General features: G+C 65.5%; 21 protein-coding genes. 2 read left to right on the plus strand and 19 right to left on the minus strand.

Annotation, left to right across the window (positions count from 1 at the left end; translation table 11 throughout):
• Positions 1–3: 3 nt before the first annotated feature.
• From FYJ31_RS04275 to FYJ31_RS04295, 5 genes are all read right to left on the minus strand, one after another.
• Entirely contained in the window at positions 4–4,878 is a 4,875-nt protein-coding gene (locus FYJ31_RS04275; protein WP_229773846.1) for an LPXTG cell wall anchor domain-containing protein, read from the minus strand.
• Positions 4,879–5,155: 277 nt separating this feature from the next.
• Positions 5,156–6,118: a hypothetical protein gene (locus FYJ31_RS04280; RefSeq protein WP_154536078.1), complete on the minus strand. Its 963-nt coding sequence runs from the start codon at positions 6,116–6,118 to the stop codon at positions 5,156–5,158.
• 261 nt (positions 6,119–6,379) lie between these two features.
• Positions 6,380–6,913: a hypothetical protein gene (locus FYJ31_RS04285; RefSeq protein WP_154536079.1), complete on the minus strand. Its 534-nt coding sequence runs from the start codon at positions 6,911–6,913 to the stop codon at positions 6,380–6,382.
• Complete coding sequence (locus tag FYJ31_RS04290; protein ID WP_032684626.1) at positions 6,910–7,440, minus strand: hypothetical protein; 531 nt, start codon at positions 7,438–7,440, stop codon at positions 6,910–6,912. Before FYJ31_RS04290 ends, FYJ31_RS04285 begins: the two co-directional genes overlap by 4 nt.
• Positions 7,437–8,234: a TIGR04255 family protein gene (locus tag FYJ31_RS04295; protein WP_007051995.1), complete on the minus strand. Its 798-nt coding sequence runs from the start codon at positions 8,232–8,234 to the stop codon at positions 7,437–7,439. Before FYJ31_RS04295 ends, FYJ31_RS04290 begins: the two co-directional genes overlap by 4 nt.
• Positions 8,235–8,440: 206 nt before the next feature.
• Between FYJ31_RS04295 and FYJ31_RS04300 the strand changes: the two genes are divergently transcribed.
• Entirely contained in the window at positions 8,441–8,890 is a 450-nt protein-coding gene (locus FYJ31_RS04300) for a hypothetical protein (RefSeq protein ID WP_154536080.1), read from the plus strand.
• A 13-nt stretch (positions 8,891–8,903) separates the two neighbouring features.
• Here the strand turns inward: FYJ31_RS04300 and FYJ31_RS12745 are convergent, their stop codons facing one another.
• The 11 genes from FYJ31_RS12745 to FYJ31_RS04350 form a co-directional block, all read right to left on the minus strand.
• Entirely contained in the window at positions 8,904–9,209 is a 306-nt protein-coding gene (locus tag FYJ31_RS12745; RefSeq protein WP_229773847.1) for a hypothetical protein, read from the minus strand.
• A gap of 587 nt (positions 9,210–9,796) precedes the next feature.
• A complete protein-coding gene (locus tag FYJ31_RS13170) occupies positions 9,797–9,931 on the minus strand; it encodes a hypothetical protein (RefSeq protein WP_322972685.1) in 135 nt (44 codons plus the stop codon).
• 203 nt (positions 9,932–10,134) lie between these two features.
• The gene (locus tag FYJ31_RS12435) at positions 10,135–10,299 is read right to left on the minus strand and encodes a hypothetical protein (RefSeq protein WP_007056998.1); all 165 of its coding nucleotides are present in this window, start codon (positions 10,297–10,299) and stop codon (positions 10,135–10,137) included.
• A 146-nt stretch (positions 10,300–10,445) separates the two neighbouring features.
• Complete coding sequence (locus FYJ31_RS04315; RefSeq protein ID WP_154536083.1) at positions 10,446–11,243, minus strand: hypothetical protein; 798 nt, start codon at positions 11,241–11,243, stop codon at positions 10,446–10,448.
• Between the two features lie 2 nt (positions 11,244–11,245).
• Positions 11,246–12,715 carry an SCO6880 family protein gene (locus FYJ31_RS04320; protein WP_032735122.1) on the minus strand — a complete coding sequence of 490 codons (1,470 nt, stop codon included), beginning with the start codon at positions 12,713–12,715 and terminating at the stop codon, positions 11,246–11,248.
• Between the two features lie 84 nt (positions 12,716–12,799).
• Complete coding sequence (locus FYJ31_RS13035; RefSeq protein ID WP_154536084.1) at positions 12,800–14,245, minus strand: type IV secretion system protein; 1,446 nt, start codon at positions 14,243–14,245, stop codon at positions 12,800–12,802.
• Positions 14,246–14,339: 94 nt separating this feature from the next.
• A complete protein-coding gene (locus FYJ31_RS04330; RefSeq protein WP_007052003.1) occupies positions 14,340–14,678 on the minus strand; it encodes a hypothetical protein in 339 nt (112 codons plus the stop codon).
• Positions 14,679–14,747: 69 nt separating this feature from the next.
• Positions 14,748–15,395: a hypothetical protein gene (locus FYJ31_RS04335; protein ID WP_224063329.1), complete on the minus strand. Its 648-nt coding sequence runs from the start codon at positions 15,393–15,395 to the stop codon at positions 14,748–14,750.
• A 259-nt stretch (positions 15,396–15,654) separates the two neighbouring features.
• A complete protein-coding gene (locus tag FYJ31_RS04340; RefSeq protein ID WP_154536085.1) occupies positions 15,655–17,091 on the minus strand; it encodes a CHAP domain-containing protein in 1,437 nt (478 codons plus the stop codon).
• 281 nt (positions 17,092–17,372) lie between these two features.
• Positions 17,373–17,744 carry a hypothetical protein gene (locus FYJ31_RS04345; protein WP_021975145.1) on the minus strand — a complete coding sequence of 124 codons (372 nt, stop codon included), beginning with the start codon at positions 17,742–17,744 and terminating at the stop codon, positions 17,373–17,375.
• A gap of 84 nt (positions 17,745–17,828) precedes the next feature.
• Complete coding sequence (locus FYJ31_RS04350) at positions 17,829–18,047, minus strand: hypothetical protein (protein WP_021975144.1); 219 nt, start codon at positions 18,045–18,047, stop codon at positions 17,829–17,831.
• Between the two features lie 282 nt (positions 18,048–18,329).
• On the opposite strand from FYJ31_RS04350, the gene FYJ31_RS04355 reads away from it, so the two are divergent.
• Positions 18,330–18,626, plus strand: a complete 297-nt coding sequence (locus tag FYJ31_RS04355; RefSeq protein ID WP_007053478.1) for a hypothetical protein — start codon at positions 18,330–18,332, stop codon at positions 18,624–18,626.
• Positions 18,627–18,821: 195 nt separating this feature from the next.
• Here the strand turns inward: FYJ31_RS04355 and FYJ31_RS04360 are convergent, their stop codons facing one another.
• The 3 genes from FYJ31_RS04360 to FYJ31_RS04370 form a co-directional block, all read right to left on the minus strand.
• Positions 18,822–18,965, minus strand: a complete 144-nt coding sequence (locus tag FYJ31_RS04360) for a hypothetical protein (protein WP_227484951.1) — start codon at positions 18,963–18,965, stop codon at positions 18,822–18,824.
• Positions 18,966–19,102: 137 nt separating this feature from the next.
• Positions 19,103–19,639: a hypothetical protein gene (locus tag FYJ31_RS04365; RefSeq protein ID WP_131228452.1), complete on the minus strand. Its 537-nt coding sequence runs from the start codon at positions 19,637–19,639 to the stop codon at positions 19,103–19,105.
• Between the two features lie 13 nt (positions 19,640–19,652).
• The gene (locus FYJ31_RS04370; RefSeq protein ID WP_154536086.1) at positions 19,653–20,279 is read right to left on the minus strand and encodes a DUF6036 family nucleotidyltransferase; all 627 of its coding nucleotides are present in this window, start codon (positions 20,277–20,279) and stop codon (positions 19,653–19,655) included.
• Positions 20,280–20,328: the final 49 nt, after the last annotated feature.

Raw genomic sequence — 20,328 nt, forward strand, 5'->3', positions numbered from 1 at the left:
GGGTCAGGCGGCGTGGCGCGGCATGAGGGCCGCGTCCTTGTCGTCATGCGCCGACTTGCGGCGGCGGACCATCACGACGGCGGCGCCGATGCCGGCCATGAGCAGCGCGCCCACGCCGACGGGCAGGATCGCGGAACCGGTCTCGCCCAGCAGCGACCGGCGGCCGTTCCAGTCGTCGGTGTTGGACTCGACGGGCGTGTCCTCGCACAGCGTGCGATCGCCGACGGTCACCTGCCTGGGACCGTCGCCGTCGCCGGCCTCGCCGCCTGTGGACGGCTTGCCGGAGGCGTCGCCGAACGGGTCCTTGTCCACCACGGGGCATTCGACCAACGGGGTGCCGGTGACCTTGGCGCGGTCGGTGTGCCTGTCCTTGGTGAATCCGGTGAGCGTGCCGGTCACCTCGACGCTCTGGCCGGGCTTGAGGACCAGCGTGGACCAGTTGTCCGGGTACTTGAGGTCCTTCACCTCGCCGTCGCCGACGATGGTGTGGTCCTCGAGCTTCAGGTCGCTGGCCTTGAACCATGCGCCGTGCCCGTCCTCGTCCTTGCTTGTGTTGGTGATCGTGAACACGATCACGTCGCCGTCCTTCGCGCCGTCGAGCGCGTCCTTGGAGTCGTCGCGGTCGCCCTTCGGCCAGCCGCTCCTCCTGTCCCACTTCTCGAGCTTGATGCCCGGGGTCAGGTCAGGGGTGCGGGTCCACACGATGTTGCTGGTCAGGTCCTTGCCGTTCACGTGCTCGGTGAACACGTTCTCGTGGCGGTCGGTGACCTTCACGCGCGTGACCTGCACGTAGGCGCGCCAGCCCTGCTCGTGCGCGTCGTCCGCGGACACGAGGTCCAGGTACGCCTGGGTGGCCTGGATGTCCACGAGGCCGGTGGAGGGGTCGATGTTTGCGGCGAACATGTCGCCGCCGAGCCTCGAGCTGTCGAAGCCGCTGCCGGCGATTCTCTCGCCCTTCTTGGCGATGGCCTCGCCGCCCCGGTACAGGTCGCGGGCCGCGTACACGGCCCACTGGCCGGTCGCCTTGTCGTACGCCGGGTCGAGCTGGTCGGTGATGCCCCAGTTCGCGATCTTCTGGTAGGCGCGGTCCGCGGGCAGGATGCTGGAATCCAGCTGGTAGAGGAACGTGCTGTTCAAATACACGCTCTTGCCGTCGACGCTGTCGCCGCCGACCTTCACGGTCACGTCCTTCTTCGGGTTGATCTCCTTCAACGGGTTGGAGACGGTGTTGGTCTTGTCACGCTTGTCGTTGGTGACCTGCGTGGCGGTGTTCTCCACCGTGTGGCCGTCCTTGACCTTGGTGACGGTCATCGGCATGACCACCTGGTAGGTGTGGCCGAGCAGCGACTGGTCGATGCTCGGATCCTTCAACGGGTCGTAATCCTTGTCGGACTTCTCGCTGTACGCCTTCAGGTCGGCGGGCTGCGGGTCGCCCTTCACGGTCTCGCCGGTCGCGGGGATCTGGGTGTCCACGGTTTTGGCGAACGTGTAGAGCACGCCGTCCTTGTCCTGGATGTTGAACTCGCCGGTGCGGTCCCTGCCGGTCTCGTCAAGGATCTCCACGTGCTTGGCGTCGAGGGTCAGGTACTCCTGGTCGTAGTCGTCCGTCATGCCCAAGCGCCATACCTTGTAGGCGGTGTCGGTGAGCCTGGAGGCGTCGATGTTGACGCGGTAGTACACCTTGTCGCCCAGCAGCGCGGTCTTGCCGTCGATGTTGATGGTCGGGTCCTTCTGCGTGTCCTGCTTGGAGGGCTTGATGACCGGCGGCTCGTTCTCGACCTTGTTGGACGGGGTGACGCCGTTGTTGACGGTCAGCGCGGCCTTGTTGCCGACGGTCTTGTCGGTCGGCGCGTCCTCGTTCACCTTGGCCTCGAAGCGCAGCAGCACGCGCGGGTTGGAGCCGGCCTTCCAGTTGGCGGCAACCCAGTCCCTGGCGAACGTGGCCTCGAACGAGTGGTTGGCTTCGTCCCACTGCACCTTGTAGGCGCTCTTCGGGATGATGCCGCCGGTTCCCAGGTCGGTGATCTCCAGGGTCTGCTTGTTCGCGGTGGTGTACTCGGAATAGGTGTCGCTCAGCTTGATGGCGGTCACCGAATATGCCTGGTCCGCGGGGATCTGCGGGTCCACGCGCACGGTGTATTCCACGGTCTGGCCGGGGAACACGGTCTTGGCGTCGATGCTGGACTGGTCGCCGCCCTGGGAGGATTCGGCGATGACCTGCTTGTGGATCGGGGGCACGGTCACGCAGATCTTCGGCGTGTTGGTGTCCACCGTGCTGCCGCCGACCGTCTGGCCGCCCTTGTTGTCGAGGTCGTCGCCCTTCGGGTCCGCGCACGTGTTGAGCTCGTCGCCCTCCGCCTTGCCGTAGGATTCGAGCAGCTTCACGGTGTCGAAGTTCACGTCGAACGGGATCACGACGCTGATCTGCTTCGCGGTCTTCAGGTCCTTCTGCGCGGCCTCGTAGGAGTCCTTCGCGCTGACCGTGACCTTGGTGCCCTCGGCGGTGATGTCGAACTGGTCGGTCACGTCCTTGCCGGTCTTGTTCAGGTCGTTGACGCCGGCGTTGGCCTCGTCGGTGGTGTCCTGCTCGTAGACCTTGATGCTGGAGGTGTCCTTCAGATCGAGGATGCTATCGACGTTGGCGAAGTCGTCCGTCCACGCGATCTCGGGCACGCGGCCCAATCCTGTGGGCAGGGTGCCGGAAACGACCGCCGCCACCTCGTCGCCGAGACGGTAGTACTTGTCGTCGCCGCCCACCTTGTCGCTCTTGGCCGGATCGACGGTCAGCTGCCACTTGCCGCCGACCTTCATGGCCCACGCCTTGTTGGGGTTGGGTGTCCACACGAACACCGGCGGCTCGTTGGTCGGTCGGGTCTCGTTGTTCCACTTCTCGTACGCCTTGTTGGTCAGCTGGATCTTCCTGCCCTCGGTGGCACCCTTTTTGATGGTGCCCGTCAGGTAGAACCTGACCTTGCTCGCGCTGTTCCTGAACATCGTCTTCGCGATGTAGGCGGACTTCGCGGTGGCGGTCGCGGTCCCGGCCTTCCGGTCGATCACGATATCGAACTGGTCGGTCTCGTCCTTGCCGTCGACGAACACCTTGCCGGACTTCCAGTCGATCCACTGGTTCGAACCGGTCAGATCATCGGTGATGGAATAGGATGCCAGCGGGTTGAGCAGGTGCGCGGGGATGCTGCCGTTGACGACCACGCCCACCTGGTCGCCCACGAGGAACGTCTTCTGATCGACACCCTGCTGGTTGGTCCATTGCTTGTCCTCGGCCACGAGCGCGCCGGACTCGTCCAGCACCCACACCTTGTCCGGGGTCGGCGTGACCTTGCCCACGCCGTCGCCGTTGCCGGTCTGGCAGTCGGCCAGGCTGCCGGTGCCGTTGTCTCCGTTCCAGCACGCCACGGAACCGTCGTTGATCTTGTAGTCGCCGCCGGTGGGCTTGGCCGACTGTGGCACGTTCAGCGTGTAGAGGCCGGAATGCGGGGCGGTGGCGTGCGCCTTGACCACGCGCTTGCCATCGATGGAATCGTCGATGGAAATGTCCGCCGGCACGATGTTGCCGTTCGCGTCGGTCACGGTCACCTTGCTCACGTCGTCCTGCTCGGTGCCGCCGATCACCACGTCCCTGGTGTCGATCGTGTCGTAGATCCAGAACTTGCCGGAGGCGTTGGAATGCGCCTTGATGTGCGCGGTGTACAGCGAACCGGAGGCGATGGAGTCGTTGCCGTCCCGCACCGTGTCGCCGGCCTCGTTGGTCAGCCATTTCGACGGCGGGGTGGGGTTCTTCTCGCCGGACTCCTTGCCGTCGTTCTCTCCCTTGTGGGAGACCGCCTCGGCCATGTTGCCCTGCTTCGCCACGTCAACGTCCCACCAGCGCTTGCCCGCAGGCCACGACTCCCACGAGGCGTCCATGTCCTTGAAGGACGCGCTCACTGTGGCGCTGCCCTTGTTGGACGCGGTGAACTGCTTCGCCACCGTCTTCTCGGTGCCGTCGATGCCACGCCAGTGCAGGGTCGCGGTGCCGTTCACGTTCTCGGTCTTCGACCCGTCGCTGGACAGGGTGATCGTGTCCGAAGCGTCCTTGGTGTCGCCCGCCTGGCCCGACATCTCCGCAGCCTGCGTGCTCACGCTCAGATGATAGGTCGGCGGCTTCGGCTGGTACTTGTCCAGCACGATGATGATCAGGTTCGGCGTCGCGCCGGCCCGCGCGATGTTGTCATACGCGATCTTGTCCACGCTGGTCGACGGATCATCATCAAACGGATAAGAAGTCTTGTAGACGATGCTCCCATACTGGAAAGTTCCGGGTTTGATCTGCGAGTCCCAGGACGAGTACCACTTGCTCGCCGAATAGCCGCCGGACCCGTTGTACACCCATCTGCCGCCCTGCTGGCCGGCGACCGAGCCCCCGCCCACGACACGGCAGTCGCCGTCGCCCTCGCCCGGATGACGCTGACGGAACCCGGCCACGCACTTCGACAGCGCGCCCCGCAACGTATCGCGGATCGCCCCCGGCCCGTCGTACACGCCGTCGTTCACCACACTCACGCCGGCACGCTTGTACGCGGCCTCCACCGACGCGATGCGCGGCGAGCCGTCGGCGTTCGCGGCCGGACCGAAGCTGCCGGACGCGTCGTCCTTGTACTGCCAGAACATGCCCGCGGGAAGGCCGCCGGTCGCGCCGCCCGGACGGTTGTCTCCCGCGCCGCCCGCATACGCGGTCGACGCCACCAGGCCGCCCGTGGCCAGCGTGGCCACGGCCACCAGGCCGGCAAGCACCGTGCGTGCCGGCCCCGCCCCATGCGCGCCACGCGCGAGCGGTTCATGACTCCGCCCGGCCGACGCCCTATCATGACGAAAACCCATAAGGGTCTCCTCCCTGTGTTGATCAACAGGACGGGCCTCTCCCGCCCCTCACGGAACCCGTCCCACAGGCCGGACTCCACGACCCCCACCCGCACAGGCCGGGAAATCACACCGATATCACAGGAAAAACACAGGGAGTAAAAAAGAGATGGGAGAGGTCCTTCGCAGAAGCGAAGGACCTCTCCCATCTCCTAAGCCGTTGAATATTTATAAGCGAATTCAACAGAAACAATAATGCCTTGTTCGAACTAATCGAACAAGGCATATTATTCACGAATCAATGATGATAGTAACCGTCATCCGTGCCGGTACAGCTGTTGCCGCACCCTTGAGCTCCGCTGATTGGTCCGCTGGAGGCGGAACCCCCACCGTTGCCGCCTCCGGTCGCGGGCGGCGTGTACGTGCCTCCGCCGGTGTAGCCTCCTCCCGTGTAGCCGCCGCCGGTGTAGCCTCCACCGGTGTAGCCGGTGCCGCCGCCGTACGAGTAGCCGCCGCCATAGGACTGGGCCTGCTGCTGCGCCTGCGCCTGGGCCTCCTGTTCGGCCTGGGCCTTCTCCTCGGCCTCCCTTCTGGCCTTCGCGTCGGCGTCGGCCTTCGCCTTGGCCTTGACCGACCCGTCCACCGCGTTCACGGCCTCGCCGATCGCGTCCGCGTCCCTGTCCTTGATGGCCTGCTCCAACATGCTACGGGTCTTCTCGTCGGCGACCCTGCCCTTCGAATCGGCGAGCAGCTTCTCCGCGTCCTCGACCGTCCTGTCCAGCCTCGAGGATTCCACCGCCTTGACGGCCTTCCCGAGCGATGCGGCATGGGTCTTGTACCAGGCGGCCTGCCTGTCGAGCTTCGACGTCGCCTCGTCCAAACCGGCCTTGGAACCGGCCAAGCACCCCTCATACTCGGGAGCCGTGGTCTTCAACGCCTTGGCCAGCGCGTCCACGGTCCTCGCGTCCTTCACCTGGTCGGCGGCGACCGCCGAGGCGTCGGCGGCCTTCCCGTTGACGAGCGCGTTGTAGTCGTTCGCCGCGCCACGCACCCCGTCCGCCGCCACGGCGCAAGCCTCCCTCGCCTCGGCCAGTTCGCGCGCCGACCACACACGGCAGCCGGCCACACCGCCCACGGCGAGCAGCACCAGCACGCAACCCGCCGCCACGGGTGCCAGCCACTTCGGACGCCTGCGAACCGTCTCAGGCTCGGGCACCACGCCCACGCCGTCCGGGGACGGCACCTTGTCCTCTTCGCTCATCCTCGTTCCTTTCCCATCATCGGACCAGCCGCCGGCACCCCCTTCCGGGAGAGAGGGACGGTCCGCATGAACACATCCTGTTCCACGGCCGGCGATCCCGCCGCCCGGCATGCCATCCACCCGACAATCCGCCGATATCGGGGGAGCGGAAGGGGAAGCCGGACCGGCGGCGCTCCCCTTCAGTACACGCAAGCCACGGCAACCAGGAGCCACAGAAGGGCGGCGTACGCTGGATCCCGTCCATGCCGGCGGCGTGAGGAATCATCGGGGCCGACGGATGGCCTTGCGATAACCTTTGGATTCCGGATCCCATTCCACGGTGAATCGTTCCCTCAACAGATCCAGCACGGCATAGGCCTTGCGGCATGCATGAGGATTGACCGGACGGATCTTTCCATGAGGCGTGGCCTCGGAGGCCGCCTGATATAAGCGAATATCCTCTTCGGTCAGCAGCCCGCTGAGATCGATGTTCGCGTGCTCCGGAGCCTTTGGAATGGGGGCGGCTTCAACCTCCGCATCGATCTCTCGCATATCCGCGCACTGGGTGCGACCGAATCCGCAATAGCTGAACATGGAATCCGCATGCCTGCGAATCGTATCCTTGCCGGCCAGCTCCCTGAACGCGGATAGTCCGATTTCATCGGATCTGAATGGCAGGAAGAAATCCCGGGAGATTCTGAGTCGTAACGTACCGTCCGGCAATGGGATACGTTCGATGTGATGCCTGGTCAGAACGGCCCGAAGTAATTGCTCCGCATCGTCCACATGATCCGGATAATCCTCCGCGGACGTCATCTGACGGACCATCCACGGGACGGGGAATTCCAGGAACGGGTCAAAGGGCGTCCCTGGGCCAAAGCCTCCAGAAGCTGCCGTGGGATGGCATCATCCCGGTTCCAGACAAGGAACAGGTCATCACGGTCAAGGTTCGTGGACGAAGCCAGCTCGTCGTCGCCCACCTCGACGGATATGTCCCTGTCCTCATCCAGATAATAGGTGATGTTGATGGTTCCTCTCGGGGAAGGGGAAACGCATGGCACGATACGGCTGACAGCGGAGACCCGGGACAGGAAGGCGCGCGCGTTCCGAATGATCATCCGGGAGGGCGCGAACGTGCCGGGGCCGGCCCAGCCATCTTTCATGTCCAGGAAATCCACGATGGCCGACCCGCCGCCGTAGTCCGATTCCTGCGGGTATCTGTCGTCTGATGCCAGATCGAGTCGCGATTGGCGGGGAAGCGAGAGCGGCAGACGGTCCCTCACCTGTCTCCAGGACAGGGGCTGCCTCGTCCGAAGCGTCTCCAAGAGTTCGGCTGTTTTCATTGGTCCTCCCCAACGCCGAACGTGTCCCTTATCGGCTCGATGAGGGTGAAGAACATTCTATGCGCGATGTCATGTTCCTCCGACAGGGAATCCATCACGGAACGCAGGTCCGTGTCGATGGACGAGCGATTCGAGATCTGCATCATCAGGGCCACGCCTGCACGACTGGGATCCGCGGGGCGTCCGGCGATGCGTGTCATGTCCGCCACCTTGATGGTCGCGTCCAATCCGCAGCCGGCGAGATGCCGATTGACGTATGCCTGGACCGATTCATCACCTTTGGAAGGGAATCCTTCGTCAATCCGGTCGGGAAGGGCGATGGAAAAACCAAGAACGTCCCTGATGAAATGGGAGGAATCCCTTCCTGTGATTTCCGTCGGGAACCAGTCGTCATACCGGATGGAAACCGAATCGAAGCACGTGGCACCCACGGTCTTATTCAATGCCTGTAGAAGTATGTCTATGCCCGATTCGATGACGGGAGCGAAGGAATCCCAGTTGGAATAGTTATCCGGCTTTGTCATGTCGATGCGGAACCGGTCGACGTCCAGGTCGAAGCTGATGCCTTCCCGTTCGTTCTGCAGCTGGTAGCTGTATGGGTAATCGCCTGTGGACCAGCCGTCGTTCTTGACGATGCAGATAATCGAACTATCGGGCTGGGAATCCTTGAAACGAAGCTGATAATTCGAGAAGAAATCCTCCGGACCCTGTGAGGGCGGGTTTTCCGGTATGGACCAGGTCAGCGTGATGCTCAGCCCGTCGAGAGGAGCGTTCCTCAGTGTGTTCTCTCTCATGCCATCCTCCTATGACCCACCCTACATATATCGGGGTACCCGATTAAACATATCCCCATGCATTCCCAATGACAAGCCGTTTCCCGGCATGATACCCGTAATGGTTGCACCCGGAAACACGCATATCGGGGGTCACCAAGCCAGACTCATACGGTCTGGATATCGTCGGTTCGGCAAAGACGGAAACACGCCGCCTTCTCGGAGACATGGGTGAGCCAGTCGCCGACCAACGACAGGGCCAATTCCGTGTAGGCATTGTCGACACCGGGCATCGTACGCAGATTGAAGGTCTACCAGAATCGGCTGCGAGCATAAACATGGCCAGCGAACGCATACCACGGCACATGGAATACATCAGAAACTTGGTCGAGGCCATGCTCGACATCCTCGAAATCATCCTGAACCTGCCCGCCGCCCGGAACCACGATCTGGTGGCGCTGCTCACCATCGGCTGCCTCGTGGCGCTGTCGCTCCTGCGCGTCATGGCGGCCGCAAGAAATCTTCTTGCCCGCGTCCGTGCGCGGGGACGCCACACCCGCCACGGCCTCCGGGAAAACGGCGGCGGGCGAAGCCGCGCCGCACGCCATGCCCGCCGCGGCCGTACGCGGCTCAAGATCCGCTTCGAGGTGGAACACGAACACGAACGGGAGGAATGACCGGCGGTACGCGTCACCGGTAGTCCGGGCCGGGATTCCCGTCGCCGCGCAGCAGGGCCCGTGCGAGGAACAGGTCCGCCAGGACCGCGCCCGCCAGGTCGAACGCCTGCCAGGGCGCGAACGGCGCGCCCCACGGCTCCCGGAACGCGAGCGAACCCAACCCCGCCTGCATCGCCTCCACCGCCAACGCCAGCATGAACAGGCGGGCGCGACGCGAACCCAGGCCCTCGCGCGAGCCCTCCTCGCGGGACAGGAGCGCGCAGCACATCAGTACACCCAGCACGTACAGGGCCTCCAAGGCCACGTCCGCCAGATTCATGTCCTCGCCTTCCCCGAAAGGAGCTGCCGGCATCGGCCGCACAACCCGTCCGGCGAGCCCTTCCGCCGCGGCGCGCCGCAACGAGAACAGGATGGCAACACACGGTGCGCCCGGCACCTGCCGCACATGTCCTCGCCCTCGAGGCACCGGCACCTGCCGCATTTCGGGCACATCGGCCTGGCCTGTTCCCGGACCAGTTTCAGGCATCGGGCGCACAACCCGTCCACGGGACGGCTCGTCCGCCTCCCGCATTCCCGGCAGCGGGGCAGATCCTCCAAGTGACGGCACTGGGCGCACAACGTGTCGCCGGCACGGACCCGGCGCCTATGGCATTTCGGACAGATCACGCCCTGCTCGATCCGGCGGCGTTTCTCGGCGGCGAGCTTGAGCAGACGGATCCTCTGGGGCATGCCGGACCGGCACCACTCCACATACCCCGGATCGGCCGGGGACAGGACCCGCAACCCATGCGGACCCCCGGCCTTGCCGGCACGGACCCCGGCAGGAGCATCAACCATACGAAACCTCCCTGAACGGAAAAAGCACATGATCGCCGACGCCGACACCCACGAAGGACGCCTATATCGTCAACGGCGCCAGCGCGGCACGACCGGCGAACCGTCACGCAGACGGAACCGCTGCTCCATCACCACACGTCCCCCTTCCAGCCAGGACAAATGGCGTTTGACCGTGCCCACGCTGCACTTGCACCACGCGGCCAGCTTCCTGTACGTCGGATGCGCGTTGCGCCCCTCGGCGGGAGTCTTGCAGACGTGCGCGCAGCATGGGCACGCGCGGCACGGGAACGTCGAGCATCATCGACAGGTAGAAGTCGTGGCTGCCGTCCGACGGGCAGGCCGCCAACAGGCCCGAAGCGGAACCACGGGCCGGGAAGCCGCCCTGACGCCCGGCACGCTCAAGCGTTTCATGCGCTCTCATGGCTCTCCTCACCCACGGAACCGGCCGACTCCTCACGCCAACGGGCCTCAAGCATGTCGCGGCGCGTGGCCGCGCGGCACAGGCCGAACGTCAGCAGACAGGACGCGGCGAAAACGAAAACGACGGCGATCACGAGTATGAGGTGCATCATCGGCCCGCCCCCATTGATCGCGCGAGGATGGTGCGTTCGATGAGTCCGGAACGCTCTGACCGACACGACATGACCGATTCCTTCCTGTTTCCTGATCCGTTTGTCCGTACACGCGTGCGCCGGGCCGATAACCGTATGGCGGCCCGTCATCGCGTGCCGGAGGCGAGCGAGGCGACCATGGAGTCGATGCCCTGGAAGAGCCGGTCCATGTCCTCCGGGGACGCGGACCCGTCGTCGAGCAGCCCCGCCGCCTGTTCCGTGAGCTGTTCGAGCCGACGGTACAGGTACGGCACCTTGTACTGGTCCGCCGTGCTCCCCGCCAGCAGGCCCCGCGCGTCGGCCACGGCCCGTTCGAGCCGGCTCCTGGCCCGTGACGATTCGGCGTCGCCGACCGTCTGTCCGGCCTTCGCCACGGCCTTTTCCAGCCGTTCCGACCGTTTCGCGAGCATGTCGGCGGCCTTGGAGATGCGTTTCGCGTCCGCGTCGAGCGTTGCCGCGTCGCCTCCGGCCGTGCAGCCGGCCGGCGTGGCCGGATCGGAGGAAAGCCGTTCGAGGGAGCCCGCCATATCGGGGTCCGTGGCGCGCAGCGCGTCGAGGTCGACCGATCCCATGATCCGGTCGCGGTCCCGGCCCCATGCGGCCGATCCCGCGGACCATGCCCGGGCGGACCGCTCGCACGCCGCCGACGCGTCGGCCAGCCGTTCGCGCCGGTTCGCGGAGACCATGCCCGCAGTCAGCCCGGCCCCGACCATGAGACCCGTGACGATCACCGTCGCCACGCCCACACGCACCCCGATACGGGGCCTGGTGCGGGCCTCGGCCTCGTCCCCGTCGTCCTTCCCATGCCGGCCGGGCCACGGAAAACGCCGCTTCCCACCAGGCCGCCCGTCGTCCAACCCGGGCATGACCTCGTCGAACCAGTCCTCCTGGCCGTGCGCGCCCATGGTCACAACCCCAGCGGCAGGACCGCGGTCAACGCCTGCCGCTGCTGTCCGCGCAGGCCGGACAGGCGCAGATGGTACTTGCCGACGCGCACGCGCAGGTCGCGTTCGAACACGGCCAGCATGTCGCGGTCCGGGGCGAACAGGGTGATGAACCCCTGATGGTCGGTGTCGGGCCAGTTCGCGTCCTGCTCCGCCTCTCGCTGCCGCTGCTCGCGGCGCTCACGGCGTTCGTCGCGCGACAGTTTCCGCTGGTTCTGCAACGTGTCGCGCTGCAGGATGCTGGACTCGCGGTCACGCAGGTCCTTCTCGCTTTTCTCCATGCTCATGGGCCTCCAGATATGGGTCAGGGCGATCATCCTGCCGCCCTGCAGGATGTCGCGCGTCCAGCCCGCCGGCACGGGCCGGTCGGGCCACTGGGTCACCCACCAGGTGCGCGCCACGCACGATTCCAGGGTCACGCTCTCCCCGTCGAGGCTCTCCTCGCACCAGCCCAGCGTCGGCTCGTCGCGGGTGACCGGAGGACGGTCCGCGTTGCCGGCCGGATCCGAAACCGACCGGATCAGCGTGCGCAGGTCGTCCAGTCCGCACCAGCGCACCGAACCGGGACGCGCCCCGCATTCGACCAGGGCCGGGGCGACGGTCATCTTCACCAGGTCGCCCAACGCGACCCCGACCCGATCGCGTTCCGTGAGCCGGCCCCGGGCGCGGTCCACGCCCTTGAGCCGGTCCACGTCGCAGGTCACGGACACGTAGCTCACGTTCGCCAACGGGGTCATGACCTCCGGCAGGGCCCACAATTCCGCCATGTCGCGGCGCATCCACTCCGGCGACCCGCCATCGTCGGGCAGATCCGGCGCGGGCGCGGCTCCCGGCAGCAGGAGCGCGGTCTCCTTGAGCTCGACCACTCCCGGCGTGTCCGCCAGACGGGCGGTCAGATCGTTCAAGGCGGCCGCGCGCGACGATTTCGACGCATCCGTGCTCAACGTCCACTCCTCGACCTTCAACGCGAGCACCGCGGTCGCCCGCCGGCGTTCCGGGTCGAACAGGTAGCAGGCGCCATGGAACGGGGTTCCGACCACCTCCACGCCGGACCCCTCGACCACCTGGGCCCGGGACCCGACCTGGCCCCACACGCCCAGCACGCCCGCCGGCCGGCCCGAGGCGAGCGGGCTCGCCGACCATCGGGTCGACCCGTCGCGCACACGCCGCCGCCACGCCAGCCATACGTACGTCCACGCCATCAGGCTCAACCCCTCGTAACGGATCAGCCCGTACGCCATGACCACGCCGCCCGCGAGCATCAACGGCAGCACCATGCCCGCCGCCGCGCCGCCCACGACCATGACCAGGCCGGCCAGGCCCACGCCGATCTGCGGCCATGTCCACCCGAACAAGACGTTCGTGGCCGACAGGCGGCTGAACGCCGCCGTGGGCACCCTCGCCCCGTCGTCCCTGCCGTCAGCATCCACCATCAGCAACCTCCGATCAAACAAGAAAAAAGGGCCGGGCGCGATCCCCGCCCATACGGGGACGCCACCCGGCACCTCATCGATAAGTCAGGCCAGGACCGGGCCCGACGGCGACTGTGGCGAGACCGGGGGCGCCGGCACCGCGTCCGGTCCGGGCATCCCGGGAAGCCCCGGATCGCCCGGAGACCCCGGAGCGCCGGACGATCCGGTCCGGCCCTCGCCGCCGGCACCGCCCAGGCCGCCCTCGCCGCCGATCCCGTCGGCACCGTCCGAACCGTCAAGGCCCGCGACGCCCCGGCCACCGTCCCCTCCCTCGCCGCCGGGCGCGGTTCCGGCGGACGACGCGCCATCGGGCGACGGAATGGCCGAGCCATCCGGGCCCGGGGGAGCGGAGACCGGCGGCTCGTACCCGTCGTCCTTCGACGGGTCGGCGGCATGGGCGCCGGAATCCCGGGCCCCGCCGCCATCATCCTTGTCCTTGCCGTCGGCCTTGGAGCCGGCGAGCATTTTTCCGGCCTGTTCGCCGACCTGCCCCCATTGGCCGGTCAGGGCGGCCAGGCCGCCCTGCGCCATGCCGGGCAACTGCACGCCCGCCGCCGCGGCCCCGCCGGTCGCCACCCCGGCGGCCGCGGTCACGACCTGCCGGGTCAGCTGGGCCGCGGTCACCAGCGCGTTCCGGCCCGCCTGGCTCGCGGCCTGCTGCATGCCCATGCTCCGGTCGTCGCCCAGGAACTGCACGACCGGCATGATCATCTTCGGCGAATAGCAGGCCATGTAGATCGCGGCGATGCCGACCAGCAGATCCCAGAAACTGCCCTCGCCCACGCCCGACGTGGTCTGCGAGGTCATCAGCGCCGACCCGACCGTGATCACCAGCGCGGCCAACGGCTTGGCCAGCATCACGCCCACCACGGCCGAAAGCCAGCGGCGCATCGCCGGCCGGGTCGCCTTCCAGCCGGCGCTCATCACCGGCAAGGGGGCGACCGCGGCCAGCAGCACCAGGCACAGGGTGCGGGCCGCGAGCATGCAGCACAGGAGGAACACGCCCACGAACAACACCAGATAGACGAGCAGCATCGTCAGCGAATGCAGGACGGACGCCTGCTCCAGGATCTTCTTGAACATGGCCGACACCATCGACTCCATGCCCCGGCCCTTGGTCGTGTCCGCGCCCACCGCGAGGATCCTCGCGGACAGGAGGCTCACGATCCCCTCGCACGTGATCATCACGCTCACGCAGATCGCGGTCAACGGCCAGGCGAGCACCGCCATCGCGAACGACTTGACCGACTCCGCCGGGCTGGCCTTCACGGCCGCATGCACCGCGCCCACCGCGCATATGAGCATGTTCACGAACCCCATCACCCAGCCGATCCTGTTCGCGGCCGTGATCGCCACGTTCCACTCCGCGTACGACACGGACCCGGCGGTCGACGAGAACGCGCCCACCATCATGCCCTGCAACGCCTTGCCCATCGGATCCAGCATCCACGGGAACAGCTTCTGCAGCACCGCCTCGACGACATCGCCCACGACAGCCTCCCAACAACGGAAAAACAGCAAAGAAAGGAAAGGGCCCGCCCCGACGGCGGGACGGGCCCGGAGGAAAAGGGGACGGGCCCCGAGGTCAGAACAGGGCCTGCGTGGACGCGAACTTGACGATCGCCATGGCCGAGCCGAGCAGCATCATGCCCAGCGCGATCCACACGAACACGATGCCGCTGTACTGCTGCATCGTGCTGTTGTGGATCGCCTTGGACACGACCCAGGAGAACGCGGCGATGATCCACGCGGCCGTCGCCACGAAGATGCCCAAAGCCCACAGGCCGCCCACGATGTTCGACACCAGGCTCATGAACGGGAAGAACGTCCAGTTCGGGGACACGGAGAACCCGGACAGGTCGTTGTCGGTCAACGCCAGCACGATATCGGACGCGGTGGCGGCGATTGGATGAATAATGGTCATGATTCACCCTCCTTTCCCCACCGCCACCGGGCCCGTACGACGCCCGACGCCGATAACGGGCCGGACGGCTCAGCCGAACAGGGACGACCATAGGTCGCCCGCCGCCTGGCCCGTCTTCTCGAACACGTTGCCCTTCCCGTCGCCGCCGGACAGCCAGTCCCAGGCCCCGGACGCGGCGTCCCCGGCCTTCTGGAACACGTTGCCCTTCCCGTCGCCGCCGGACAGCCACTGCCACGCCTTCTTGCCCGTCGACAGGGCCTTGTCGATCGCGTCGCCCGCGGCCTTGCCCACACGGTTCGCGATGTCCTCGCCCAACTGCCGGACCACGCCGCCCAGATCGTCCGACTTCTTCGCCTCGTCGTTCTTCACGCCCTTCCAGTCGGGATGACCGTTCGCGGACTGGTACGAGTCGTTCACGGCCAGCCCGTCCGTGCCGAACGCGCCCGCGCCCCACGCGAACCCGCTCGTCGCCGCGCCGATCGTCAACGGGATCATCAACGCGCACAGCAGACGCTTCCACGAGAAGGCGCGCTCCATCATGTTGTTCGTGATCAGGCCCGGCAGCAGGGTCAGCACGCCGACGATCACCATCGCGACCGCCGCGTACAGGCACACCGCTATCACGCCTCCCGCCAGGTCACGGAACCCCGCCACATCCCACGCGGGATCGGGGAACAGGTTGATCAGCGAATCATCGGCCAACACCATCCCGGACATCACAGCCTCCCTCATCACAAGCCTCCACGGCCCGAAAGCACGGGCCCGCGCATCCACCACGCGCCGGCACGGCCCACGGCCGATAACGGGCCGGAAAGAAAGGGAAGGCCCCACGCCCGGGGGAGGGGCGTGGGGCCGTGAAGGAAAGCGGCCCGCCGGCGCACGGGAATAAGGAGAAGAAAAATCATGCGCCGGCCGGCCCGGGAACGCCATGAGACGACCGCTCCCGGAAAAACCACCTGAACGGACGCCGATAATCTCAGTACCAGCCCTTGGCCCTGCGTTCCGCGTACGCGGCGCACGGCGTCCCGTACCTGTCATGGATGTATTTCAGGCCCCAGTCGATCTGCGTGGCCGCGTTCGTCCGCCAGTCCTGGCCGGCCGAGGCCATCTTCTCCGCCGGCAGCGACTGGGGGATGCCGTACGCGCCGCTGTCCGGGTTGGTGGCGTCCCACCGCCAGCCCGACTCCTCGGTGAAGATCGTGTCCAGACACTCGAACTGGGAACCGTCATCCCAGCCCATGTCCTTCATCTTGCGCTTCGCGATCCTCTTCGCCTCCTCCACGCTCGCCTTCTCGCCGTCCTGGTCGCCCGCCGAGCACGTCGCCGTCGACGAGGAACCCCCGCCGGCCCCGTGGATCGGATCCTTGGGCAGGATGAAGTTCGCGCCGCCCGCGATGGGCAGCTCGCGCGACGTGTACACCGGGCCATGCGCGTTCATCTCGCTGATCGTGAACGTGCCCTTCGACGCGTCCACCGACTCGACCACGGCCACATGCCCGGCCGCCGGATCAGCGCCCTGCACGCCGGGCGGGAAGCTCACGATCGCGCCTGGCACCGGGGCCGTCCGCGTCACCCTGTAACCCTCCGCGGCCGCGGATGAGGCCCACATGCCGCCATCGCCCCAATACTGGCCCACATGCTTCCACCCCAGACGGTAGGCGCGCAGGCACGCGCCCCACGTGCACTGGCCCTGCGGATACGAGACGCACGTATTGCCCGGACCGGCCAGGCCGCCGAACCATGCGGCCTTCGCCTGCTCCGCGCCCATCCCGTCCCAACCGGAATCCGACGTGCCGCCCGACACCGCCTGCGAGCCCTGCGAGGCCGGCGCACGGTACACGCGCGTGTACCGCGCGTTCAACGTGGACGTCACGCCGATCTCGTCACCGGTCTGGTCGCCGGGCGTCCTGCCCTCGATCCCGTGCCTCTCGTCCCAATGCGCGCCCACGAACTCGCCATCACCCATGTAGATCTCCGTATGCCCGTCGGCCCACACGACGTCGCCCGCCTGCAGGGACGCCACATCCCTGAAATCCGACCGTTCGAAACCGGCCGCCTTCAACACCGAATCCATGCCGTCAGTGTTGAACGGGCTCGAACCCACGTCGAATCCCGCATGGTGCAGCGCCGCCCACACGAACGACGAACAGTCGTAATCCGGGTCGCCCCCGCGGTTGGGCTGCGAATACCCATGTTTATCGTCCTTCGCGACCGACACCGCCCAATCCACCCACGACGAGGAGCCCGTCACGCAACGCGTCCCCAGGCCGTAATCCGACTGCAGGATCGCGACCACCAGGATCACCAGGCACAACAACACGACCACGACCGTGAGCAGCGGGGCCGCGACCACCATGCCGGCCACCACGAACGCCTTGCCCGACGACCCCCGCTTCCCCTCGCCACCAGCCATGCAAGCCTCCCAACACACGACACGCAATCCGGCCATCCACGCCGCCGCCGGCCCGAATCCCGCCGATATCGGGCCAAAGAAGGGATATTGGGGATAATGGGACCATGTACATGCCCCAGCTGACCGAAATCGTCCGAACCGTCAGGAAAGACCATGCGGCTCATATCAAAGGAGATAGCCGACTACTGCAGACGGACCAACCAGTCCACACGATGGACGGAACATGCGCCATCCGGGGAAACGGAGAACAGATTGCCCCGCAACATCATCGAAGTGCAGCGTTACAGCCATCTGGACTGAAGACGATCGAGCGCGCCATCCACCGCCCGCCGGGCGACGGCATGACCCAAACCCGCGATGGCCGCTGCAAGCTCGGCCTCGGTCCGGGGCGGATGCGATACAAGCTCGCGCACCCCGGAATCCAATGTCGAATCAAGGGCCTCCCACGCGGCCGGCACGCAATGCTCCCTGAGCCCGTCCGAGAAATCAAACGCGCGCGACAATACCAGCAGATCATGATCCGTCAACGGTTCATCGAAAACACCCCACGTCGACGGGGCGGAACGAGCCGATTCTTCCACGCCCACGCATACGCGGAAAACACCTCCGACATCATTGTCGTCGGCCGGACCGCCATGAGCCGAACCCGTCATCGCACGCCTCCTCCTGATCATTGTCATGGTTGTCACTCAAGCCATGCGACGCATGCCATCGATATGCGGACAAAACAGGGCGGCTCATCTAACCGAGACGTAATCCCGGAAGGAAGACAACGCCCGGGCGAGGGTCAGGGCGGCATCGGCGTCCATACGCGACAGCCTCCAACGCCACCAGCAGGCGGCCTCCAACGGCAACGCGACCTGACGCAGGACCAAGCCCAACAGGATGAGATCGCCACCTACCAGAATCTCGATCGTCGACTGGATCACAATGGCCGCGACGGACCGTGCCCCCATACGTCCTTGACCCGTCGCCTATTTTGTGTCACAATATTACCGTGAACATATTCCCCTCGGCGCTCAAGCACGGCATCGAACCGGATGACGCCATGTACGTGGTGGAGCATCCGCTTCGCGACATCGTGCTGCGTGAGGACCCCCTCAAGGTCCTGTATCTGGGTATATCACCGGACGGCCTTCCCTGGAGGTGGTGGTGGCCGACACATCGAGGGGGCCGGCGCTCATCCATGCGATGCGCATGAGGACCCAATACGTGAAACTGCTGGAAGGAGGCAGGCAATGGACATGAACTACGACATCCTCTCCTACGACGAACTGCCGGCCGACGAGGCCGCGATGCTCAAGGCCGATGCCGAGGAGGCCGAGAGGGGCTACACCGACGAGCAGCTATCCGAGGCGCTGAAGAGAACCCCCGGCCGTCCCCTAGCCGTGGGCAGCACCCCTGCCTCCAACGTGATCCGCGTCCGTCTGGACGACGAACGCGACGCGAAGCTGGAACGGTACATGCGCAAACACCACATGAGCCGCAGCAATGCGGTGCGCACGCTCCTAGACAAGGCGCTGGCCGAGATCTGATTCTCCGCCCGAAAACAGGCCCTCCGTCCCGCGGCGGAGGGCCTGCTGTTTTTTCAACTTACGTTATACGGCCGATGTCCGTGTTTCTCGGCGTCCCGCGCACGAAGCGGCAGCCGCTCGTAGATGAGCGCGACGGCCGCAGCCGGGACCCGTCGAGCACGTCGCCGGACCAGGCCCTACGCGGGGACGTGAACCTCATAGCCAATCGGGCTCCATGCCGATAAGGTCCCGGGCGGTCTGCGGCACCGGCCTGTCGAGGGCCTTGAGAAACTCGTCGAACGCCTTGGACGGCAGACGCGTGACGGTCTCCTCCTCGATACCGCGGTAAGCCGGTTCCATCGTGATTTCTCCCATATCCCGATTGTACGTCGTGAAGTACATGCCGGTGACGGACGGGACGAATGATAAAAGGCCTTTCGTTGGACGGCGTGCGCATCCGATACACAGGCCGGACCCCCGATAACGGGAAAGATTGGTCACGCCGCGCGGAACGCTCGTGCCAGTCTGGTCGCGTTCTCCAGGCTCACCTTCGACATGTCCCCATTCTTGAGCCACGCGTTCACGTTCCCGACATTCAGTCCGAGTTCACGGCAGATTGGCGCGACAGGCACACCCCTCTCCCGTTTCGCGCGAAGACAGGCATCCCTTCTGATGGATTTCGAGCGGGCAAGAGTCTCCGGCCTGTGCCAGTCGGCATAGAAGGAGTTCAACACCTTCCGGTACCTGTCACCGGTGGAAGGGTCGTAGCCGTGCTCCAACGCATAGTCTTGGGGGGCGAGTTCCCCTAGAGAATCGGCCGCATGCTCATATTCACCCCTCAGCTCGGAATCGTCGGTCATGGCCATCAGCTCGGGAAAACGGTCCGACTGCAGAGCGTACAGCAACAAAGGCTCGCGCAGCCGTCCTTCACTATGGCACGCCATGGCGCACAGACGAGGAAAATCGAATCTCGACAATCCGGAAAGGTGCAACAGGTATCTGCGCGACCACGGCTCGAAGTTGGGGCGTCTCACGAATGATCTCCAATCATAGGGACGGATGAGGGAAATCGAGTTCTGACGGTGGCTGGTCATCGGATGAGAAGGAGGGAAATCCGAAAGTCGTACTCGTATCGAAAGAAAAGGGGTCGCGACCATCCAAAACTGCTATTCGTTGGTTGAGCAGGTTCCATTGAGCCTCTGTGATATTGATACGAACCTCGGTAATGTCCAGAAGGATGCTGTTCAAGGTGCTGCGGTTGATGGACCCATTGGACCACATATTTTCAAGGTCCCTTCGATCCTTGTCGCCTCTCCACGAAAGGAGTTTCGTTATGGCGAGATCCTCGTTTCCCAAGGTATATACGTCAAGTACCGAACCATCAAATTCCACGGGACGTATCCTGTCGTGCCAGTGAGTCGGGTACATATACCGGAAAGTGTCCACATGAGAGTTCATGTCATAGGCGGACATCAAATCGACGACTTCGTCGGGCACGGACAGCACATCGATGTCGGTGGTTACACGGGAAGGGATGAGTCCTCGAATCGATAAAGCACTGCCTCCTGAGATTACGAGTTCGAACCTGCGCGCGCCGCCGAAACGGAAATCAAGGTCTTCATCGAGAAGTCTCAGACGGGATAGTATCCCCTCTTTCCCAAAAGAAGAATCCATGATCCACCTCCTTATTATATAAAACCATTTTCTTATTATATAAAACCAT

Source organism: Bifidobacterium sp. WCA-178-WT-4B, from assembly GCF_009696495.1.
Lineage (GTDB): Bacteria > Actinomycetota > Actinomycetes > Actinomycetales > Bifidobacteriaceae > Bifidobacterium > Bifidobacterium infantis.

Excerpts from the sequence above, each read along its gene's own strand:
- FYJ31_RS04275 (WP_229773846.1), bottom strand. The coding sequence starts at position 4,878 with ATGGGTTTTCGTCATGATAGGGCGTCGGCCGGGCGGAGTCATGAACCG.
- FYJ31_RS04280 (WP_154536078.1), bottom strand. The coding sequence starts at position 6,118 with ATGAGCGAAGAGGACAAGGTGCCGTCCCCGGACGGCGTGGGCGTGGTG.
- FYJ31_RS04285 (WP_154536079.1), bottom strand. The coding sequence starts at position 6,913 with ATGACGTCCGCGGAGGATTATCCGGATCATGTGGACGATGCGGAGCAA.
- FYJ31_RS04290 (WP_032684626.1), bottom strand. The coding sequence starts at position 7,440 with ATGAAAACAGCCGAACTCTTGGAGACGCTTCGGACGAGGCAGCCCCTG.
- FYJ31_RS04295 (WP_007051995.1), bottom strand. The coding sequence starts at position 8,234 with ATGAGAGAGAACACACTGAGGAACGCTCCTCTCGACGGGCTGAGCATC.
- FYJ31_RS04300 (WP_154536080.1), top strand. The coding sequence starts at position 8,441 with ATGGGTGAGCCAGTCGCCGACCAACGACAGGGCCAATTCCGTGTAGGC.
- FYJ31_RS12745 (WP_229773847.1), bottom strand. The coding sequence starts at position 9,209 with ATGAATCTGGCGGACGTGGCCTTGGAGGCCCTGTACGTGCTGGGTGTA.
- FYJ31_RS12435 (WP_007056998.1), bottom strand. The coding sequence starts at position 10,299 with ATGATGCACCTCATACTCGTGATCGCCGTCGTTTTCGTTTTCGCCGCG.
- FYJ31_RS04315 (WP_154536083.1), bottom strand. The coding sequence starts at position 11,243 with ATGGGCGCGCACGGCCAGGAGGACTGGTTCGACGAGGTCATGCCCGGG.
- FYJ31_RS04320 (WP_032735122.1), bottom strand. The coding sequence starts at position 12,715 with ATGGTGGATGCTGACGGCAGGGACGACGGGGCGAGGGTGCCCACGGCG.
- FYJ31_RS04330 (WP_007052003.1), bottom strand. The coding sequence starts at position 14,678 with ATGACCATTATTCATCCAATCGCCGCCACCGCGTCCGATATCGTGCTG.
- FYJ31_RS04335 (WP_224063329.1), bottom strand. The coding sequence starts at position 15,395 with ATGTCCGGGATGGTGTTGGCCGATGATTCGCTGATCAACCTGTTCCCC.
- FYJ31_RS04340 (WP_154536085.1), bottom strand. The coding sequence starts at position 17,091 with ATGGCTGGTGGCGAGGGGAAGCGGGGGTCGTCGGGCAAGGCGTTCGTG.
- FYJ31_RS04345 (WP_021975145.1), bottom strand. The coding sequence starts at position 17,744 with ATGACGGGTTCGGCTCATGGCGGTCCGGCCGACGACAATGATGTCGGA.
- FYJ31_RS04350 (WP_021975144.1), bottom strand. The coding sequence starts at position 18,047 with ATGGGGGCACGGTCCGTCGCGGCCATTGTGATCCAGTCGACGATCGAG.
- FYJ31_RS04355 (WP_007053478.1), top strand. The coding sequence starts at position 18,330 with ATGGACATGAACTACGACATCCTCTCCTACGACGAACTGCCGGCCGAC.
- FYJ31_RS04360 (WP_227484951.1), bottom strand. The coding sequence starts at position 18,965 with ATGGAACCGGCTTACCGCGGTATCGAGGAGGAGACCGTCACGCGTCTG.
- FYJ31_RS04370 (WP_154536086.1), bottom strand. The coding sequence starts at position 20,279 with ATGGATTCTTCTTTTGGGAAAGAGGGGATACTATCCCGTCTGAGACTT.